The organism is Bacillus sp. FSL K6-3200 (assembly GCF_038630485.1).
Lineage (GTDB): Bacteria > Bacillota > Bacilli > Bacillales > Bacillaceae > Bacillus > Bacillus safensis.
The window spans coordinates 2,552,430-2,568,618 of record NZ_CP152032.1; the positions used below are offsets into that span (position 1 = coordinate 2,552,430).

At 40.5% G+C, this 16,189-nt stretch carries 16 protein-coding genes; 8 read left to right on the forward strand and 8 right to left on the reverse strand.

All coding sequences use genetic code 11. The annotated features are described in order from the left end of the window. Positions 1 to 4 precede the first annotated feature (4 nt). The 4 genes from thiI (at position 5) to MHI60_RS13035 (ending at position 4,066) form a co-directional block, all read left to right on the forward strand. Positions 5 to 1,210 (forward strand): tRNA uracil 4-sulfurtransferase ThiI, encoded by a 1,206-nt coding sequence (thiI, locus tag MHI60_RS13020; RefSeq protein ID WP_144471376.1) that lies wholly within the window; start codon positions 5 to 7, stop codon positions 1,208 to 1,210. Between the two features lie 89 nt (positions 1,211 to 1,299). Then, complete coding sequence (locus tag MHI60_RS13025; RefSeq protein ID WP_024424829.1) at positions 1,300 to 1,512, forward strand: alpha/beta-type small acid-soluble spore protein; 213 nt, start codon at positions 1,300 to 1,302, stop codon at positions 1,510 to 1,512. Positions 1,513 to 1,738: 226 nt separating this feature from the next. Then, positions 1,739 to 3,322 carry an acyl--CoA ligase gene (locus tag MHI60_RS13030; RefSeq protein ID WP_144484955.1) on the forward strand — a complete coding sequence of 528 codons (1,584 nt, stop codon included), beginning with the start codon at positions 1,739 to 1,741 and terminating at the stop codon, positions 3,320 to 3,322. Between the two features lie 129 nt (positions 3,323 to 3,451). Beyond that, the gene (locus MHI60_RS13035) at positions 3,452 to 4,066 is read left to right on the forward strand and encodes a LysE/ArgO family amino acid transporter (RefSeq protein ID WP_144484953.1); all 615 of its coding nucleotides are present in this window, start codon (positions 3,452 to 3,454) and stop codon (positions 4,064 to 4,066) included. A 123-nt stretch (positions 4,067 to 4,189) separates the two neighbouring features. On the opposite strand, the gene MHI60_RS13040 is transcribed toward MHI60_RS13035, so the two are convergent. Further along, positions 4,190 to 4,621, reverse strand: coding sequence for a MarR family transcriptional regulator (locus MHI60_RS13040; RefSeq protein ID WP_095409284.1), 432 nt, complete (start codon positions 4,619 to 4,621; stop codon positions 4,190 to 4,192). Positions 4,622 to 4,737: 116 nt separating this feature from the next. Between MHI60_RS13040 and MHI60_RS13045 the strand changes: the two genes are divergently transcribed. Together MHI60_RS13045 and MHI60_RS13050 are read left to right on the forward strand one after the other, a co-directional pair. Continuing rightward, complete coding sequence (locus tag MHI60_RS13045) at positions 4,738 to 5,325, forward strand: NAD(P)H-dependent oxidoreductase (RefSeq protein WP_095409283.1); 588 nt, start codon at positions 4,738 to 4,740, stop codon at positions 5,323 to 5,325. Positions 5,326 to 5,427: 102 nt separating this feature from the next. Further along, a complete protein-coding gene (locus MHI60_RS13050) occupies positions 5,428 to 6,780 on the forward strand; it encodes an amidohydrolase family protein (RefSeq protein WP_144471368.1) in 1,353 nt (450 codons plus the stop codon). Positions 6,781 to 6,818: 38 nt separating this feature from the next. Here MHI60_RS13050 and MHI60_RS13055 read toward each other — a convergent pair whose 3' ends face one another. Both MHI60_RS13055 and MHI60_RS13060 read right to left on the reverse strand, forming a co-directional pair. Further along, positions 6,819 to 8,756, reverse strand: a complete 1,938-nt coding sequence (locus MHI60_RS13055; protein WP_144484951.1) for an ABC transporter permease — start codon at positions 8,754 to 8,756, stop codon at positions 6,819 to 6,821. After that, positions 8,746 to 9,507: an ABC transporter ATP-binding protein gene (locus MHI60_RS13060; RefSeq protein WP_012010889.1), complete on the reverse strand. Its 762-nt coding sequence runs from the start codon at positions 9,505 to 9,507 to the stop codon at positions 8,746 to 8,748. The genes MHI60_RS13055 and MHI60_RS13060 overlap by 11 nt, the downstream gene beginning before the upstream one ends. 328 nt (positions 9,508 to 9,835) lie before the next feature. Here MHI60_RS13060 and MHI60_RS13065 point away from each other — a divergent pair, with 328 nt between their 5' ends. Further along, entirely contained in the window at positions 9,836 to 10,180 is a 345-nt protein-coding gene (locus MHI60_RS13065; RefSeq protein WP_144484949.1) for a PadR family transcriptional regulator, read from the forward strand. Next, entirely contained in the window at positions 10,171 to 11,424 is a 1,254-nt protein-coding gene (locus MHI60_RS13070) for an FtsW/RodA/SpoVE family cell cycle protein (protein WP_144484947.1), read from the forward strand. Before MHI60_RS13065 ends, MHI60_RS13070 begins: the two co-directional genes overlap by 10 nt. A 61-nt stretch (positions 11,425 to 11,485) precedes the next feature. Here the strand turns inward: MHI60_RS13070 and MHI60_RS13075 are convergent, their stop codons facing one another. The 5 genes from MHI60_RS13075 to MHI60_RS13095 form a co-directional block, all read right to left on the reverse strand. Beyond that, positions 11,486 to 12,490 (reverse strand): sensor histidine kinase, encoded by a 1,005-nt coding sequence (locus tag MHI60_RS13075; RefSeq protein ID WP_144484945.1) that lies wholly within the window; start codon positions 12,488 to 12,490, stop codon positions 11,486 to 11,488. Beyond that, entirely contained in the window at positions 12,490 to 13,179 is a 690-nt protein-coding gene (locus tag MHI60_RS13080) for a response regulator transcription factor (RefSeq protein ID WP_144471361.1), read from the reverse strand. Before MHI60_RS13080 ends, MHI60_RS13075 begins: the two co-directional genes overlap by 1 nt. A 109-nt stretch (positions 13,180 to 13,288) precedes the next feature. Further along, positions 13,289 to 14,209: an iron-hydroxamate ABC transporter substrate-binding protein gene (locus tag MHI60_RS13085; protein ID WP_144484943.1), complete on the reverse strand. Its 921-nt coding sequence runs from the start codon at positions 14,207 to 14,209 to the stop codon at positions 13,289 to 13,291. Between the two features lie 198 nt (positions 14,210 to 14,407). Further along, positions 14,408 to 15,007: a response regulator transcription factor gene (locus MHI60_RS13090; protein WP_095409275.1), complete on the reverse strand. Its 600-nt coding sequence runs from the start codon at positions 15,005 to 15,007 to the stop codon at positions 14,408 to 14,410. Then, positions 15,004 to 16,140 carry a sensor histidine kinase gene (locus MHI60_RS13095; protein ID WP_095409274.1) on the reverse strand — a complete coding sequence of 379 codons (1,137 nt, stop codon included), beginning with the start codon at positions 16,138 to 16,140 and terminating at the stop codon, positions 15,004 to 15,006. Before MHI60_RS13095 ends, MHI60_RS13090 begins: the two co-directional genes overlap by 4 nt. Positions 16,141 to 16,189: the final 49 nt, after the last annotated feature.

Consider the following 16,189-nt stretch of genomic DNA (forward strand, 5'->3'; position numbering starts at 1 on the left):
CAGCATGAAATATGATCATATTTTAGTCCGTTTTGGTGAGATCTCAACAAAAGGGAAGAATAGAAAGAAATTCATTGAAAAACTAAGACAGCACATTCGATTCGTCTTAAAGGATTTTGAAGCATTAAAGTATGCATCTGATAGAGACCGCATCACGATTATGCTGAACGGAGAAGACCCTGAACTGATTTCAGAACAGCTCAAAAGTGTATTTGGCATTCAGAGTTTTAGTCTTGCGGTTAAATGTGAGACGAATCTAGCTGCGATCAAAGAAGCGGCACTAACAGCTGTACAGGAAGTATATGAACAAGGAAATACATTTAAAGTCTCAACAAAACGCTCTTATAAACAATTTGAACTTGATTCAAATGAAATGAACCGCGAAATTGGCGGACATGTTCTAAGGAATACGGAAAACTTAACGGTCAATGTGAAACAACCGGATGTGCATTTACGCATTGAAATAAGAGAGCATGCGACGTACATTACATTTAAGGATGTCAAAGGTGCAGGCGGCCTGCCGGTTGGTTCTAGTGGAAGAGCGATGCTCATGCTTTCAGGCGGCTTTGACAGCCCTGTTGCCGGCTATCAAGCGATGAAACGCGGAATTCAAATTGAAGCTGTGCATTTCTTTAGTCCGCCGTATACAAGTGAACGTGCCAAGCAAAAGGTCATTGATCTTGCAGAATGCCTGGCAGCATATGGAGGCGAAGTAAAGCTTCATATTGTACCATTTACAAAAATTCAAGAACTGATCCACAAACAAGTACCTGAAAACTATACGATGACATCAACAAGAAGAATGATGCTGAAAATAGCTGACAAAATAAGAGAAAAGCGTGATGCTCTTGCAATTATTACCGGTGAAAGCCTTGGTCAAGTGGCAAGTCAGACACTTGAAAGCATGTATGCCATTAACCATGTGACCAATACACCAATCATCCGCCCGCTCATTGCTGTCGATAAAAATGACATTATTGAAGAAGCAAGACGAATCGGCACATACGATACAAGCATTCAGCCTTTTGAGGATTGCTGTACGATCTTTACGCCGCCGTCCCCTAAAACAAAACCAAAGCTTGAGAAGGTAGAACGCTACGAAAGTTTTGCTGATTTTGAGCCGATGCTGGACGAGGCAGTAGAGCAAATTGAAACGATTATTGTGACAAATGAAAAGAAAGCGGCAGACGAATTCGCTGATTTATTCTAAAACGAAAATTTCATAATAATTACCATAAAATCAATCGCATGAAGTCATGTGTTTCTACACATTCTATATTCACAAGGAGGTGAGAACACATGGCTCAACAAAACAGACAAAGCAGTTCTAACCAATTACTAGTACCAGGCGCTGCACAAGCTATCGACCAAATGAAGTACGAAATCGCTTCTGAATTTGGTGTAAACCTTGGTGCAGAAACAACATCTCGCGCTAACGGATCAGTTGGTGGAGAAATCACTAAGCGTCTTGTATCTTACGCTCAACAACATATGGGTGGCGGATCTTTCTAAGACACACAATTAAAAAGCTATGGCTTATGAGCGGGTTCATTCCCGCTCTTTTCTTTTTGTACATATAAATAGTTAGAATATTTTTAAAAAAGAAGACGAATTTAAAAAATTATGGCATAATACTAGGAGTAGGTCCTAATTCAAGCATTTTTCAGTTAGGAATGTTAGAATAGGTAAATTGAAACATGTTTCGTTTCATAAGAAAGAGGCTAAAAGGAGCTGTACCATGAAAAGAGAAGACTTAATTGCACCAGAACAATATAACTTAGTCAGTGAGATTGAAGCGTTCAGTCATGACAAGGAGAAAATGGCCCTGCACTGGCAGGACGGCAATGGCCACGAAGCGCATGTGACATATGCAGCATTAGTGGAAGAAGCAAATAAAATTGGACATGTTTTATTAAATGCAGGCTTCAAAAAAGGCGATAAAATCATTGTGATGGTGCCGCGCATGCTCGAGGCATACAGCATTTATTTAGCGATTTTGAAAACAGGAATGGTCGTGATTCCTTGTTCTGAAATGCTGCGTGCGAAAGATTTAGATTACCGTATTGAACATGCAGAAGCAAAGGGAGCGATCGTTTACTCTTCATTCATTCAATCGTTCGACGGAACCAAAAAGCCAAACGATTTTAAAACATTCTCAATCGGTGAGAACGATCATGGCTGGACAAACATTCTAGCGCAAAAGGAAGAGCAATCAAACGAACTTGAGTTGGCAGATACAAAGCGCACAGACATGGCGTTTTTATCCTATACATCAGGTACAACAGGGAACCCAAAAGGGGTTGTTCATACACACGGATGGGCGTATGCACATTTACGCACAGCTGCCAAAGCATGGCTCTCCATTAATGAAGGAGATAAAGTATGGGCAACAGCAGGACCAGGCTGGCAAAAATGGGTGTGGAGTCCTCTCTTATCTGTGTTAGGAAGTGGAGCTGAAGGCTTTGTGTATGGAGGAAAATTCAATCCAAATACATACTTAGAGCTGCTTCAAAAAAATGAAATCAATGTCCTATGCTGTACACCGACAGAATATCGCTTTATGGCAAAAGTAGATGATTTGAGTCAGTACGAGCTGCCAAAGCTGCATAGTGCTGTTTCTGCGGGAGAGCCGTTGAACCGTGAAGTCATTGATACATTCAAAAAACATTTCGATATAGAAGTACGAGACGGCTATGGCCAAACTGAAAGCACACTGCTTGTAGGGGTGCTAAAAGGAATGGACATCAAGCCAGGCAGTATGGGGAAACCAACCCCTGGCAACGAAGTAGACATCATCGATGAGGACGGAAACGTCTGTGCACCTGGAGAAATTGGTGACATTGCGGTCCATCTAGAAACACCGGCTCTATTTAAGGAATACTACAAAGACGAAGAGCGTACAAAGGCGCAGCGACGCGGGAATTACTTTATTACCGGTGACCGCGCGAAAAAAGACGAAGATGGGTATTTCTGGTTTGAAAGCCGCAGAGATGACATCATTGTCAGCTCGGGCTATACGATTGGACCGTTTGAAGTAGAAGATGCACTGATCAAGCATCCAGCAGTGAAGGAATGTGCAGTTGTGGCGAGCCCAGATGAAATCAGAGGATCAATCGTCAAAGCATACGTCGTCCTTCGTGATGGAACTGCGCAAAGTGATGAATTGATCAAAGAGCTGCAAACACATGTGAAAAACACAACAGCACCGTACAAATACCCAAGAGAAATCGAATTCATTGACGAGCTGCCAAAAACTCCGTCAGCGAAAATCCGCCGTGTAGAGCTGAGAGAAAGAGAGCTTGCACGAAAAGGTAAAGAATAAAGAAGTGAGAAGCGTTTGGATGGAAGCATCCAGCGCTTTTTTTGTATGGAAAATGAAATTCATTGAAAGCAGGCAGAGTGATTTATGTTAAAATATGTAGGAATTTCTGAAAAAGGAGAATGTTAGTAGATGTCCATTGCGATCATTCATGGAATTGTACTTGCCTTTGGTCTCATTTTACCTTTGGGCGCACAAAATGTATTTGTATTTCAACAAGGAGCGCTGCAGCCTCGATTATATCGAGCATTGCCTGTCGTCATTACGGCTGCTCTTTGTGACACACTTTTAATTGCTTTAGCTGTCATAGGTGTTTCTGTTGTGGTGTTTACCATTCCAGTGCTGCAAATCGGTCTTTATATCATTGGTTTCTGTTTTTTAGTGTATATGGGATGGTCTGTATGGAATACAAGCTCATCATCAGGTGATCAAGAGAAGCAGAAATTAATGCCTGCAAGAAAACAAATTTTATTTGCTTGTTCAGTTTCTCTCTTAAATCCCCACGCGATTCTCGATACGATAGGTGTCATTGGTACGAATTCGCTGCAATATAGCGGGACAGAAAAGCTGGCGTTTACACTTGCCTGTATCATCGTGTCCTGGTTATGGTTTATTGGGCTCGCCCTTTTAGGGAAGATGTTAGGAAAGTTAGATACAAACGGCAAGTGGATGAACCGTATCAATAAAGCTTCGGCGGTCATGATCTGGCTGGTTGCATTATACATTGCGTATCAATTGATTGTGTAAAGGTACATAGAGAATGAAACAAAGAAGCGTTTGGACGTAATGATCCAGCGCTTTTTTTGTACATGTTGGAAGTGCAGCAACCCAATCCTGCATGAGCGCAGCGCTCATGCTTTTTTCATTGGGTCATTTTTTGAAGATCGTTTGATTTAATAGACGGAGAGCTTGTACGATATCATCGATTTGTTCTATGTCTGAGGGAGATAGGCTGTCTATTAGCATCCTTTCGATATGCTGGAAGGCTTCGTTCATACAGGCACGGCCTTTGCCAGATAGCATAATGACATGCTTTCGTTTGTCATTACAGTCTTCTTCTCTATCAATGAATTGTTTTTCGTGCAGTTTTTTCAGTTCTCTGCTGACATTTGGAAGAGACATATGCTGGCAGTCTGCGATTTCACTAGGGGTAAGCGGTTCGCTGACCGCTAGCTGCTCTAAAATCAAATATTGTAAGGGTGTTAATTCTGGTGGTTTGACTTTGCTCATCAAGTCATGTTTTAACTCTGAAAAAGTAGACGCAAATGCGACGAATTCCTTGAAGAAATGTGGATGTTGCATGATGATCACCTCCTCCGTAACATACCAAATTTATTATCAAAAAACAATTATCATTTGACAACTAGTTGAGTGAGGTGTAATATTTAATTATCAAATGATAACCAAAGGAGAAAAATATGAATGTACTCATTATCTATACTCACCCTCATCACAATAGTTTAAATGGTGCTTTTTTAAAAGAAATTGTTAGAGGCAGTGAAGAAAATCCAATCGTTCAAGAAGTGAAAATCATCGATTTATATCAAGAAAAATTTAATCCTGTGCTTGTTTTTAATGAAGAGAAAAAAAGACGTGATATGCATAAGGACCCTGATATTCAGGTGTATCAGGATAAGATCAAGTGGGCGGACAAAATCGTGTTCGTTTATCCGATTTGGTGGGGGCGGCCGCCAGCTATGCTCCTTGGCTTTATTGACCGTATGTTTGCTGCGAATTTCGCCTATCGCCAAACAGGCGGTCTGCTGCCAGAAGGATTATTAAAAGGGAAAAGCGCCGTTTGTGTATCAACAATGCAAGGACCAACAAACTACCCTTTGTTCTTTTTACAAAATGCGCACAAGATGTTAATGAAACGAGCTCTCTTACAATATGTCGGTATCAAGCCTGTGAAGTTCTTTGAGTTTGGGATGATGGAAAGTCCAAAAGGGAAGCATGACATCAAATTAAAGCGCACATACAACTATTTCAGAAACTTCAGCTCTTAATATATTTTGATAAGTCACTTTTCTTCTAATTTGATCCTGTTCTGTTTTAAAATGACATTGAGGCGAGGGACTCATCCTCGTCATTTGAAAAGGGGGATATGGATGAAGAAAACATTGTTTAAAGATGCAGCTCTCTTAACACTGGATCCATCTGTAGGTTTTCTTGAAAGGGGAGATTTATTAATTGAAGGGAAATACATTTTAGAAATAGGGCCTTCAATTGAAGTAAGTGATGCTGACATCGTTGATGCATCTGATATGGTCATCATGCCAGGTCTTGTAGATACACATCGGCATGTGTGGCAGTCTGTCATCCGGGGCATAGGGACAGATTGGTCTTTGCAGACATATTTGAGCAAAATCTATTATGGCAACTATGGAGCGATGAGACGCCCATCCGACGATCGAATCGCCAATTATTTAGGGGCATTAGAGGCTTTAGATGCAGGTGTGACTACATTTTTAGACTGGACGATGATCAATTCAATGGATCATACAGAAGAGCTCATTGGAGGATTAAAAGATGCGGGCATACGAGCTGTTTTTGCTTTTGGTTCCTCTGGAGATGCTGAATATTGGGATAGGGAGAGTACGCTCACCAATATGGAGGACGCAGCACGTGTGAAAAAAGCGCATTTTCAATCATCAGATCAGCTTTTAACAATGGGACTAGCGATTCGTGGTCCAGAGTTTTCTTCATGGGAGACGTCGGTATTTGAAATTGAAACAGCCCGGTCTTTAGATGCTCTATGCAGTATGCACATCGGCTTTGGGAATTGGGGAGCAGAGGATCGATCGATTGAGCGGCTTCACAAAGCAGGGTTACTCGGACCGGATTTGAACATGGTGCATATCAATGCAATCGATGCGGATCAAATGAAGATGCTGGCAGACAGCGGAAGCTCCATATCCATTACCCCTGAAATTGAAATGATGATGGGTCACGGTTATCCTGTCACAGGACTGGCGATTGAACAAGGTGTTCTTCCAACGCTCGGTGTAGACGTAGTGACAGCGACAGGAGGAGATTTGTTTGCCCAAATGAAATTCGGGCTTCAAGCAGAGCGTGCGATCCAAAATCAATCGCTGTTAATGGATGGGATCATGCCGGGGCCTGCTCTTGGGCTGTCTGCTTATCAAATGCTTGAGGCTGCGACGATCAATGGTGCTCATGCATTACAGCTCGATCATAAAATTGGGTCACTTACACCTGGGAAAGAAGCTGATTTCATTCTGATCGATCGGACAAGCATGAATCTTCTTCCGATGTCAGATCCAGCTGGAGCGGTTGTCCAAACGTCACATCCTTCAAATGTTGATTCTGTTTACGTTGCTGGAAAAGCAGTGAAACAAAACGGAAAGCTTGTCGGTGTGAACCTAGAAGAGGTCAAACGAAAAGCTTATGCAGCAAGAGACCATATTTTATCACACAAGTTTGAATCGACACCTTCGTAAATAAAATAACCCCATAGGCGATGCCTATGGGGAATTGATTACAAGGATTCTTTAATGACCTTTTTATAATATTGGACAGACAGGAATCCGAAGACAGAATATAAGGCAGTGTAAATCGACATGACGATGAGCATTGGAGTCCACAATTCTCCGCCGAATAAAAACCAGCCTGATTGTACAGCAAAGTAGCTGTGCAGCAATCCGACGATGAGCGGAATCCCAAAGTTAAACAGCTGTTTGAGCCGGATGCCTTTTAATAGATCTTTCTCAGTAAAACCAAGCTTACGCAAGATCGTGTAGGAGCTTTGTTCCTCTTCGCTTTCATTCATTTGTTTAAAGTATAAAATACAGCCTGATGTGACAAGGAAGCTAAGACCTAAAAACCCGACCACAAACATCATCAGTCCTATTGTTTGTTTTTGCTGCTGAGCTGAAGCTAATTGAGACATGCTGTTGTCACCTAGTTTTAAAGATGTAAACACGCTATTTGCTTGTTCAAGATTTTTATCATCTTTTATATTGACTGCGATATATTGGCTATTCTTAAGCTGCAATTTAGGATCTTTCTTTTTGTCGAGCTGCTCAAAAACATCTTGACTCACGACAGCAACAGGCAGACCGCCAAAAGTGAAGTTGTAAGAAATGAGATAATCTTTCTTCATATCTATGACCTTCAAATCAAGCGGTTTCTTGATGAGAAGTTTCACATCGCCTGAGCTTTGAATCGGCATGAATTTCTTTAATAGATCACTGTAGCCGCTTAAGATAACTTCGCTTTTCTCCACATGAATATTTGGTGCATTTTTTTCGCTGATCACGGGCAGTGTCAATACGCCTGGTTCATTCTTCATATTTTTTAACTCTGTATCCATGATTTTTTTCGCATCAAATTTTGCTTGAATCACTTTGAACTGCTTTTGATCATAAGCAATATGTTTGTCAGAAAGTGCACGAGTGAAGGTTGCTGCTTCTTTTTCTGAGCCCATGGCGAAATGAGCTGGAATTTGCTGCTCAGCGGTTTTTTCTGCTGAGTAATAGGAAATGTAGCTAAGAGCCAGCAAACCGATGGCAAGTGCAGATACGGTTGTAATAATCGTTAAAAGCAGTGCATTTGATTTTAGCCGGAACATAATGGATGACAAAGATAACACTTCATGAATGGCGAGATAGCCATTTTTTCTTTTACGTACGATATTGGCAATGAAAGAAACAGAGCCTTTGTAAAAAAGAAATGTACCGATGATGACAGAGGCTAGAATATAAATCATGGCTAAAAGTAACTCAAGCATAGACGTATATGAGCCGGTAAAAAGCTTAGAAGAAATATAATAGCCTGAGCTGATCAAGACAATACCGAAAACCCCAATGATGATTTCAAACACAGAGATTTTTTTCACACGCTGTTCTGTCGAAGATGTGGTTCTAAACAAAGATAAAATCGTCTGTCTATTAATAAACCATCTATTTCTTAACATAATCAATCCATAGATGATGAAAAAGACGATGAGTGTCTGCAAAAGAGCCATGCCTGAAAAATGCAGATTGGCGATGGCGTTAACACCGGTCACTTTAAATAACACCATCAGCATCAGCTTTGAACCGATAAAGCCGGCAATGATGCCGATAACCATGGCGGTCACGTATAGGATAAAGTTTTCTGCATTGAGCAGTCTGGCAATTTTTTGTTTCGTCATACCAATGAGCTGTAAGAGACCTATTTCTTTTCCTCTGCGCTTAATAAAAATGCTATTCGCATATAGCAGGAAAATACCGACGATAGCAATGAGCAGAACTGAAGCGGCTTTAATTGAAGCGCCGCCTTTAATGGAGCCTTTTACATCATCAAGTGCAGGTGAGTACTGCAAGGTGACAAAAGAAAAATAGAGCGCCACACTAAACACGAGAGCAAACACATATAAATAGTAATTCTTCAAATTTTTCTTCAAGTTACGGAAGATGAGCTGATTAATGTTCATGCTTCACACCACCTAAAACACCTTGCGTTTTCATAATATCCTCGAAAAACATCTTTCTCTCTAAAGCACCTTTATTCAACTGTGTATAAATCTGTCCATCCTTGATAAAAATGACGCGTCTTGAATAGCTTGCTGCGACAGGATCATGTGTCACCATGACAATGGTCGCTTTTCGTTTGCGATTGAAATCTTGCAGTTTATTGAGTAAATCAGAGGCAGATTTGGAATCAAGCGCTCCTGTAGGTTCATCCGCGAAAATAAGACTCGGTTCATGAATGAAGGCACGAACCGCAGATGTCCGCTGTTTTTGTCCACCAGAGAGCTCATTCGGATATTTGTCTCTTAGTTCATAAATGCCCATGTCCTCCGCAAGCTGTTGAAAACGTTCGAAAGCTTCTTTCTTCGGCGTTTTGGAGATAGATAATGGTAAGAGGATGTTCTCTTTGACCGTGAGTGTATCAAGTAAGTTATAATCCTGAAAAACAAAGCCAAGCTGCTTTTTTCTAAATTCAGCAAGCTGCTGATCCTTCATTTGCGTCATCTCAGCATCTGCAATACGAATGGATCCGCTGGACACATGATCGATAGACGACAATACGTTCAGAAGGGTTGTTTTCCCCGAGCCTGATGGCCCCATGATACTGACAAATTCCCCGGCTTCAATGGTCAAATCAATGCCGCTCAGCACCTCTTGTTTATTGAATTTATTTCCATAGCTTTTATAAATTTTGCGAGCTTCTAAAATGTTCATTTGCTGAACCCCTTTTTCTTTTAATTGATATCTCTAGTATAAAAAGAAGCCTGCTCGACTTCCTTCGATTTGGCGAACAAAACAGACGAGCATGTGACATTGTTGTCACATGCTTGTTTTTTAAACAAATTTTATGTAAACCCATTTCTTATGCAAGGTGAGTTTTCTTTACCTATTTATTTTATCTGTTTTTCACTCTTATGTATCAATCTTCTATGCTTTTTCATGTCATGGTGGCGTTTTGAAGCTTTACATGGTTATTTTATTCATGTATGATATGCATATTAAATATATGCATAGTAAATCTATGTATTGGAGGTAACTAAGAATGAAAGTGAGTAAAGAGCTGCTAAAGGGAAGTACAGCTACCCTTATATTAAGCTTATTAAATGAAAGACCGATGTATGGATATGAAATGATTAAAGAATTGGAGGCGAAGTCGGAAGGGATTTTCAGCTTTAAAGAAGGAACAATCTATCCTATTTTGCACAATTTAGAGGGGAAAGAATTTATTATTTCTTATTGGGGCGAAGGAAATGGCAACCGGAAAAGAAAGTATTACAAAATCAATGAGCAAGGGAAAGCATTGATACAGGAAAAGAAAGAAGAATGGTACGTTTTCAAACATGCAATCGATGGCGTATTGAACGGAGAGAAAATCGCATGGGATTAGATAAAAAGTTTGAGAAGTATGTCAAAAGTGTATGTAAACGAATTAAAAATAAAGATGTTCATTCGAGTGTAAAGCTTGAGCTGCTGGATCATCTATACACGCTAAAAGAGGAAGCAATGAATGCTGGGGTGTCTGAAGAAGAGGCGGTAGATCAAGCGTTGAACCAAATTGGTGATGCGGAAATTCTCGGAATGCAGCTTCATGAAACACATAAAACCCAAATCGATTTTAAAATGATTCTTCTGGTGTTAGCTACTTGTTTTTGCGGGCTGTTTGTGATGTACTTTTTGCAGTTTCATTCAGATTTTACAAATTTTCAAAACATGAACATTTTTTATAAAAGTCTTGCCTTTTATCTAATTGGTCTAGTGCTTATGTTTGGTTTGTTTTCATTCGATTATCGGCGCGTATTGAAATACTCTTGGCATTTATACATTGGGACACTCGGAACGCTGATTTTTTCGATGATGTTCGGGGCAAGAGTGAACGGTGTTCTTTTTTTAAGAGTAAATGATGTATCTATTAATTTGACTGAGATTATGCCTTTTCTTCTAGCTATTTCTTTAGCAGGGATCTTCCACAATTGGAATTGGGAGAATGCGTACAGAGCTTGGTTTGGAGTAGGGGTTATGGCTTTACCGATTATTTTAATCAGTACGATTGGTTTTCTTCCTGCGACCGTTATCTGTCTGGTCATGTGCTTAACCGTGATGTATGTGTCTAGCGCAAGTTTATGGCAAATCATTATGCTGACAGCAGCAGGCATTTTATATCTGATGGTTGCATTATTTTCTCTTTTTCAAGCAGATGGGCACCCTTTCTTTTATAGAATTCATGAATTCAGCTCAAACGGGCTTCAGATCACACCTTATGCTATGTCTGAAGTTCACACGGATTGGATGTTTACATATATCATTTATTCATTTGGCTGGTTGGCAGGGCTCATTGCGATTCTGTTGTTTGTCATTTTTATTCACAGAGTATTTCATACAGCAAAACGAGTGAAAATGGCTTATGGCAAAATGGTCATGACAGGTTTAGCCGCTGTTTTTGCAGCAAAATGTCTCTTAAGCATCTTCACAAACTTTGGCTTTCTGCCTTTACCTGGAGTGTCTATGCCTTTCATGAGCTATGGAGGTTCACATATTCTTCTAGAAATGATGGCTGTTGGGCTGATCTTAAGTATTTATAGACGGAGAAAGATGGGAGATGTTTTTCGCAGAGAAGCGGGGAGTATTTCCTAAGTAAGCCACCTCAATCTCTTCGCGCAAGTTTTGACAGCCGCGAAGAGATTGTGATTGCTTTTCACATGCTCGCAATATGAACAAAATCATTCTTTTTCGGAAAGATGAAGGTGAAGGTTGTACCTTGATCTATCGTGGAGTTGACCTCGATCGTCATATGAAGAGCATCTGCTCCTTTTTTCGTTAAATAGAGCCCCATTCCTGTTGAGGCGGTGTCATTGTGATGTTTAGTTGAGGTAAAGCCTTTTTCAAAAATACGAGAGATGTCTCTTGGATCAATTCCTCTGCCTTGATCTGTGATCGTCAGCATGACTTGGTCATTTATTTGCTTGCTTTCAATGACAATATCGGAAGAACGGCTGTATTTGACTGCATTTGTGAGTACCTGTCTGATCATAAAGGATAACCATTTTATATCACTTAATACGGTGCGTTCCTCCAGCGTCAGCTCAAAGCCGATTCCTTTTTGCATACACCATGATTGGAGCGCTTTGATTTCTTTTGTTATGATGCTTTGCAGGTCCAGCTTTTCAATGAATAAATCATTTTCGATATGACGTACTCTGCTTTGGTGCAGCTGGGCATCGAGTAATAAATGGATTCTGAGCCACTCATACGTCATATTTGATTTTAGCGGCTGATCTGTTAAGCGGTCAATCATTAAGCGCATCGCTGTCAGCGGTGTTTTGACCTCATGTATCCAAGAAAGTAATTCATCTTTTTCTTCTTCAAGAGCGATTTTCTGATCTGCTGCCATCTGCCGGTAGCGTGCAATTTGCTCTGACGTCGCATCATGGATAAGGTGCTCAAATGGGGAAGAGGGGGTTAGCCGTATTTGATGTTCAATGTCATCATCCCATTCTTTCAGCCTTTCATAATAAGCCGTTTCTTTTCGATATCGAAAAAAGAGAAAGACGATCATGAGAAACGTAGACAATAGCACAATATAAAAAAGAGAAGCGATTGGAATGGTCGTATCCAAATAAGCAACAAACAGAATGAGGAGCTGCAAACTAAGAAAGAAAAGAATCCAGCTTCTTCGTTCTTTTAAAAATGCTTGCAGCATCATTGATCATCCTTTTCCTTTGCAAGATAGCCTTGACCCACTTTTGTCTCAATGTAGGCGCCAAGGGAGATCTCGTCTAGTTTTTTTCTGAGGCGGTTGACGTTTACAGTCAGTGTATTGTCACTAACAAACCGTTCATCTTCCCACAATGCTTGAATGAGTGATTCCCGGCTGACGATATGATTTTTATGCTGAATCAATTCCTTGAGAATAAATAACTCATTTTTCGTTAATTCAACCTCACCGTGATCATTTGTTACGGTGTTTTTTTCTAGGTCAATGGCAGCGCCGCACCACATCTTTAGGCTGGCCGGTTCTGCATTATAATCATGTACACGGCGAAGAACAGCACTAACTTTGGCAATGAGCACGTCAAAGTGAAAAGGTTTTTGTACAAAATCATCTGCACCGAGCTGCATCGACATGACCATATCAGCAGGGTGGTCTCTTGATGAGAGGAAGATGATCGGAACATTTGAATGGTGCCGAATCATCCGGCACCAATGAAAGCCATCGTATTTTGGCAGCTGTATATCAATAATGACGAGATCAGGCTGGACAGACGTGAATTCCTGCAACACCTGATGAAAGTCTTGAATCCCATAGACATCATAGGACCAGTTAACTAGACGTTCTTTGATTTCTTGGAAGAGGGTTGTATCATCTTCAATCAGTAGAATCTTAAACAAAATCAGCACCACACTTTTTGTATTCACTTGTTGTCATTGTAGCGGAAAAAAAGCTCTGCCGCTAGAAGCAGACAAGAAAAAAGCAAGGGAAGAGGTCCCTTGCTTCAGCTTATTTACCTAAAAAGTGCTTTTTAAAGAATGATAGTTGGAATTCAAGTGTGAGTGGGTCATTAAAATAGAATTCCTCTGCATTGGCTTCATACACACGATGTTTTTTGACAGCTGGGATGGACTTGTAAATTTCACTGTTTTGATAGGAATTGTCCATTTCGCTGTTTTTACTAATGATCATATAGTCTCCTGCAAATTCAGGGATGACTTCTTGAGAAACTGCGTAGTAGCCGGCTTTTAATGCTTTTTCTTTCACTTTCTCAGGCATTTTCAGTTTCATTGCTTGATAGAGAATTTCTGTTCCGCGGCCCCATGCATCTCCAAAGACGTAAAGGTCTTTTGTGCCACTTTCAAAGACAGAAACTGTTGCATCTTCACCGATTTTTGCTTTGATTTCTTTTCCTGCTTCAGCTGCGCGTTTTTTGAAATCTTTAACCCAAGCTTTTGCTTCTTTTTCTTTGTTTAATACTTTTCCAATTTCAATGTGCTGCTGAAGGTAATCCACTTTGTTATACGTAAACAAAACGGTTGGTGCAATTTTTTTGAGCTTTTCTACATTTTTAGTATTACTTAAGCCAATGATGACATCAGGCTTTAGCTTCATGATTTTCTCTACATTGGCATCCGATACTTCTTCCACATTTTTTAATTCCTTTTGGAAGCGAGGGTTCTTTTTGGACCAAGAGTCAACGCCGACGAGGTTCACACCAAGTGACATGACATTACCTGTGTAAGAACCAAGAACAACAACACGTTTTGGATGTGCTGGAAGCTTCACAGGACCATTTTCAGATTGATATGTAATTTTGTCTGATGATGTTGATTGATTTCCTTTATTTGAGGAAGAGCTGCTGCTATTGCCACATGCGCTCAATGCAAGTACAAAGATGAGCATCAGAGGGAACAATATTTTCTTCATGAATGTAGACTCCTTTGAAATCGGCACATAGCCGTATATTTGGTTGTATTAGTGATAATGATAATTATTATCACTTGGATATCATATCATAGAACTGTGGGCTGTTGTCAATGACATTTTGATAGCTGGTGATAAAAAATAAAGGGGGGATTTTCGATAAAAAAAAGATCAAGGCAGCATGTGTCCTGATCTTTTTTCTTATTTAAACCAGCCTTTTTCTTTTGATCGTGTAATGGCTTCGATGCGGTTTTTCACTTCTAGCTTATCTAAAATAATGGAAATGTAGTTCCGGACAGTGCCGCTTTTAATGCTGAGTTCTTTTGCAATTTCTTTTGTGTTTTTACCGTCAGCGACAAGTTCAAGAACTGATTTCTCTCGCTCCGTTAAAGGGTTTTCGTCACTATATAAGTCTTCCATCAATTCAGGTGCGTACACCTTTTTCCCTTTCATCACACTGCGAATCGCACTTGCCAGATCCTCGCTTGGGCTGTCTTTCAGCATGTAGCCGCTGACGCCCGCTTTGAGCGCCCTTTGGAAATAACCAGAGCGGGCAAAGGTCGTTAAAATGATGATTTTTACATCTGATCCTTTAAGCTCTTCCGCTGCATCAAGTCCGGTTTTCCCCGGCATTTCAATATCCATTAAGCAAATATCAACAGGGTGTGTTTTGGCAAAATCGATGGCATCTTGGCCGTTCGTACCTTTCCCAACAACCGTCATATCGTCTTCTAAATCGAGAAGTGAACCGAGTGCACCAAGCAGCATTTGCTGATCTTCTGCGATAAAGATGTTGATCATTTCATCCCCTCCTTTTCTTTTGCTGCTGAATCATTTGGAATGCTCATAATGAGCTTTGTCCCGTCTTTTGTTTCAATGCGCAGGCGGCCATTTGCAAATTCTAATCTTTCTCTTATTCCTAAAAGGCCGTGACCCTTCGTTTGAGAGGATGGATAGTCGCCTTTAAATGTTCCGTCATCCTCAACGGTGACGATGGCTTCCTTTGATTTTTGGTGAATGGTGATTTTACAAACAGTCGCATCACTATGTTTGACGACATTCGTCACTGCCTCTTTGATGCACATGCTCACTATGTTTTCGTTCAGAAGTGAGATGTGTTTCGGTGCTTCCTTTTCATCATAGATCAACTCAATTCCGGCTGCTTCGAGAATTTGCTCGATGTTCGACATTTCATCTTTAATTCGGATGCCTTTCATGGAGGAAACAATCTTCCGCACTTCATTGAGAGACGTTCTGGCGGTCTGCTGGACGCTTTTGAGTTCGGCACGAGCCTGTTCAGGGTCTTTATACACGAGTTTACGTGCAAGATCACTTTTTAAACCGATCAAAGAAAGCTTTTGTCCAAGGGTGTCATGCAGGTCGCGTGCAATGCGCTGTCTTTCTTCAAGCTTCACAAGATCAGCAATCCGTTCATTGGCATATTCTAATTTCTCCTCAAGCCGTTCACGTTCCTTCCTGCTCCGAACGCTGAGAGGAAGAAGAATGGCACTAATCAGGGTGATCACCACAAAAGGAATTTGTGTGAGAAACCAGCCCTTTTTTAAGATCAAACTAAAGTTCACTGCCACGGCGGCACTCGCCAGATGGATATAGTACAAGATATAAAAGGGGACTTTTCGTTTAATATGTCCGTTAAAATAGGCGATGCAAAAAGCGAAATAAATATAGCTGTAGAGCATCACATAACCAGTTGAAATACCGATCAATAAAAGGCCAAAGACATATAATGACCAGCCTTTTGCGACAAAGGCAAAACGATACACAGCGAAAAAAACGACGTTCAAAATAATGCCGATCACAATACCTAAAGTCGAAGGTGTCTTAAGGATAAAATAGAAGGGCAGGATGAAAAAAATGGCCCATATATAGGGAGAAATCCCATGCAATTTTTGAATTTTAAACTGTTTTTTCATCCGTGTGCCACCTTTTTTCTTTTTCGTTCTTTTTCTTTACTTTATCAAA

What these genes read in the sequence shown, in the direction of transcription:
- MHI60_RS13040 (WP_095409284.1), bottom strand. Translation starts at nt 4,621, where the DNA reads ATGCAACATCCACATTTCTTCAAGGAATTCGTCGCATTTGCGTCTACT.
- thiI (WP_144471376.1), top strand. Translation starts at nt 5, where the DNA reads ATGAAATATGATCATATTTTAGTCCGTTTTGGTGAGATCTCAACAAAA.
- MHI60_RS13095 (WP_095409274.1), bottom strand. Translation starts at nt 16,140, where the DNA reads ATGAAAAAACAGTTTAAAATTCAAAAATTGCATGGGATTTCTCCCTAT.
- MHI60_RS13035 (WP_144484953.1), top strand. Translation starts at nt 3,452, where the DNA reads ATGTCCATTGCGATCATTCATGGAATTGTACTTGCCTTTGGTCTCATT.
- MHI60_RS13030 (WP_144484955.1), top strand. Translation starts at nt 1,739, where the DNA reads ATGAAAAGAGAAGACTTAATTGCACCAGAACAATATAACTTAGTCAGT.
- MHI60_RS13085 (WP_144484943.1), bottom strand. Translation starts at nt 14,209, where the DNA reads ATGAAGAAAATATTGTTCCCTCTGATGCTCATCTTTGTACTTGCATTG.
- MHI60_RS13060 (WP_012010889.1), bottom strand. Translation starts at nt 9,507, where the DNA reads ATGAACATTTTAGAAGCTCGCAAAATTTATAAAAGCTATGGAAATAAA.
- MHI60_RS13065 (WP_144484949.1), top strand. Translation starts at nt 9,836, where the DNA reads ATGAAAGTGAGTAAAGAGCTGCTAAAGGGAAGTACAGCTACCCTTATA.
- MHI60_RS13070 (WP_144484947.1), top strand. Translation starts at nt 10,171, where the DNA reads ATGGGATTAGATAAAAAGTTTGAGAAGTATGTCAAAAGTGTATGTAAA.
- MHI60_RS13045 (WP_095409283.1), top strand. Translation starts at nt 4,738, where the DNA reads ATGAATGTACTCATTATCTATACTCACCCTCATCACAATAGTTTAAAT.
- MHI60_RS13075 (WP_144484945.1), bottom strand. Translation starts at nt 12,490, where the DNA reads ATGCTGCAAGCATTTTTAAAAGAACGAAGAAGCTGGATTCTTTTCTTT.
- MHI60_RS13050 (WP_144471368.1), top strand. Translation starts at nt 5,428, where the DNA reads ATGAAGAAAACATTGTTTAAAGATGCAGCTCTCTTAACACTGGATCCA.
- MHI60_RS13025 (WP_024424829.1), top strand. Translation starts at nt 1,300, where the DNA reads ATGGCTCAACAAAACAGACAAAGCAGTTCTAACCAATTACTAGTACCA.
- MHI60_RS13055 (WP_144484951.1), bottom strand. Translation starts at nt 8,756, where the DNA reads ATGAACATTAATCAGCTCATCTTCCGTAACTTGAAGAAAAATTTGAAG.
- MHI60_RS13090 (WP_095409275.1), bottom strand. Translation starts at nt 15,007, where the DNA reads ATGATCAACATCTTTATCGCAGAAGATCAGCAAATGCTGCTTGGTGCA.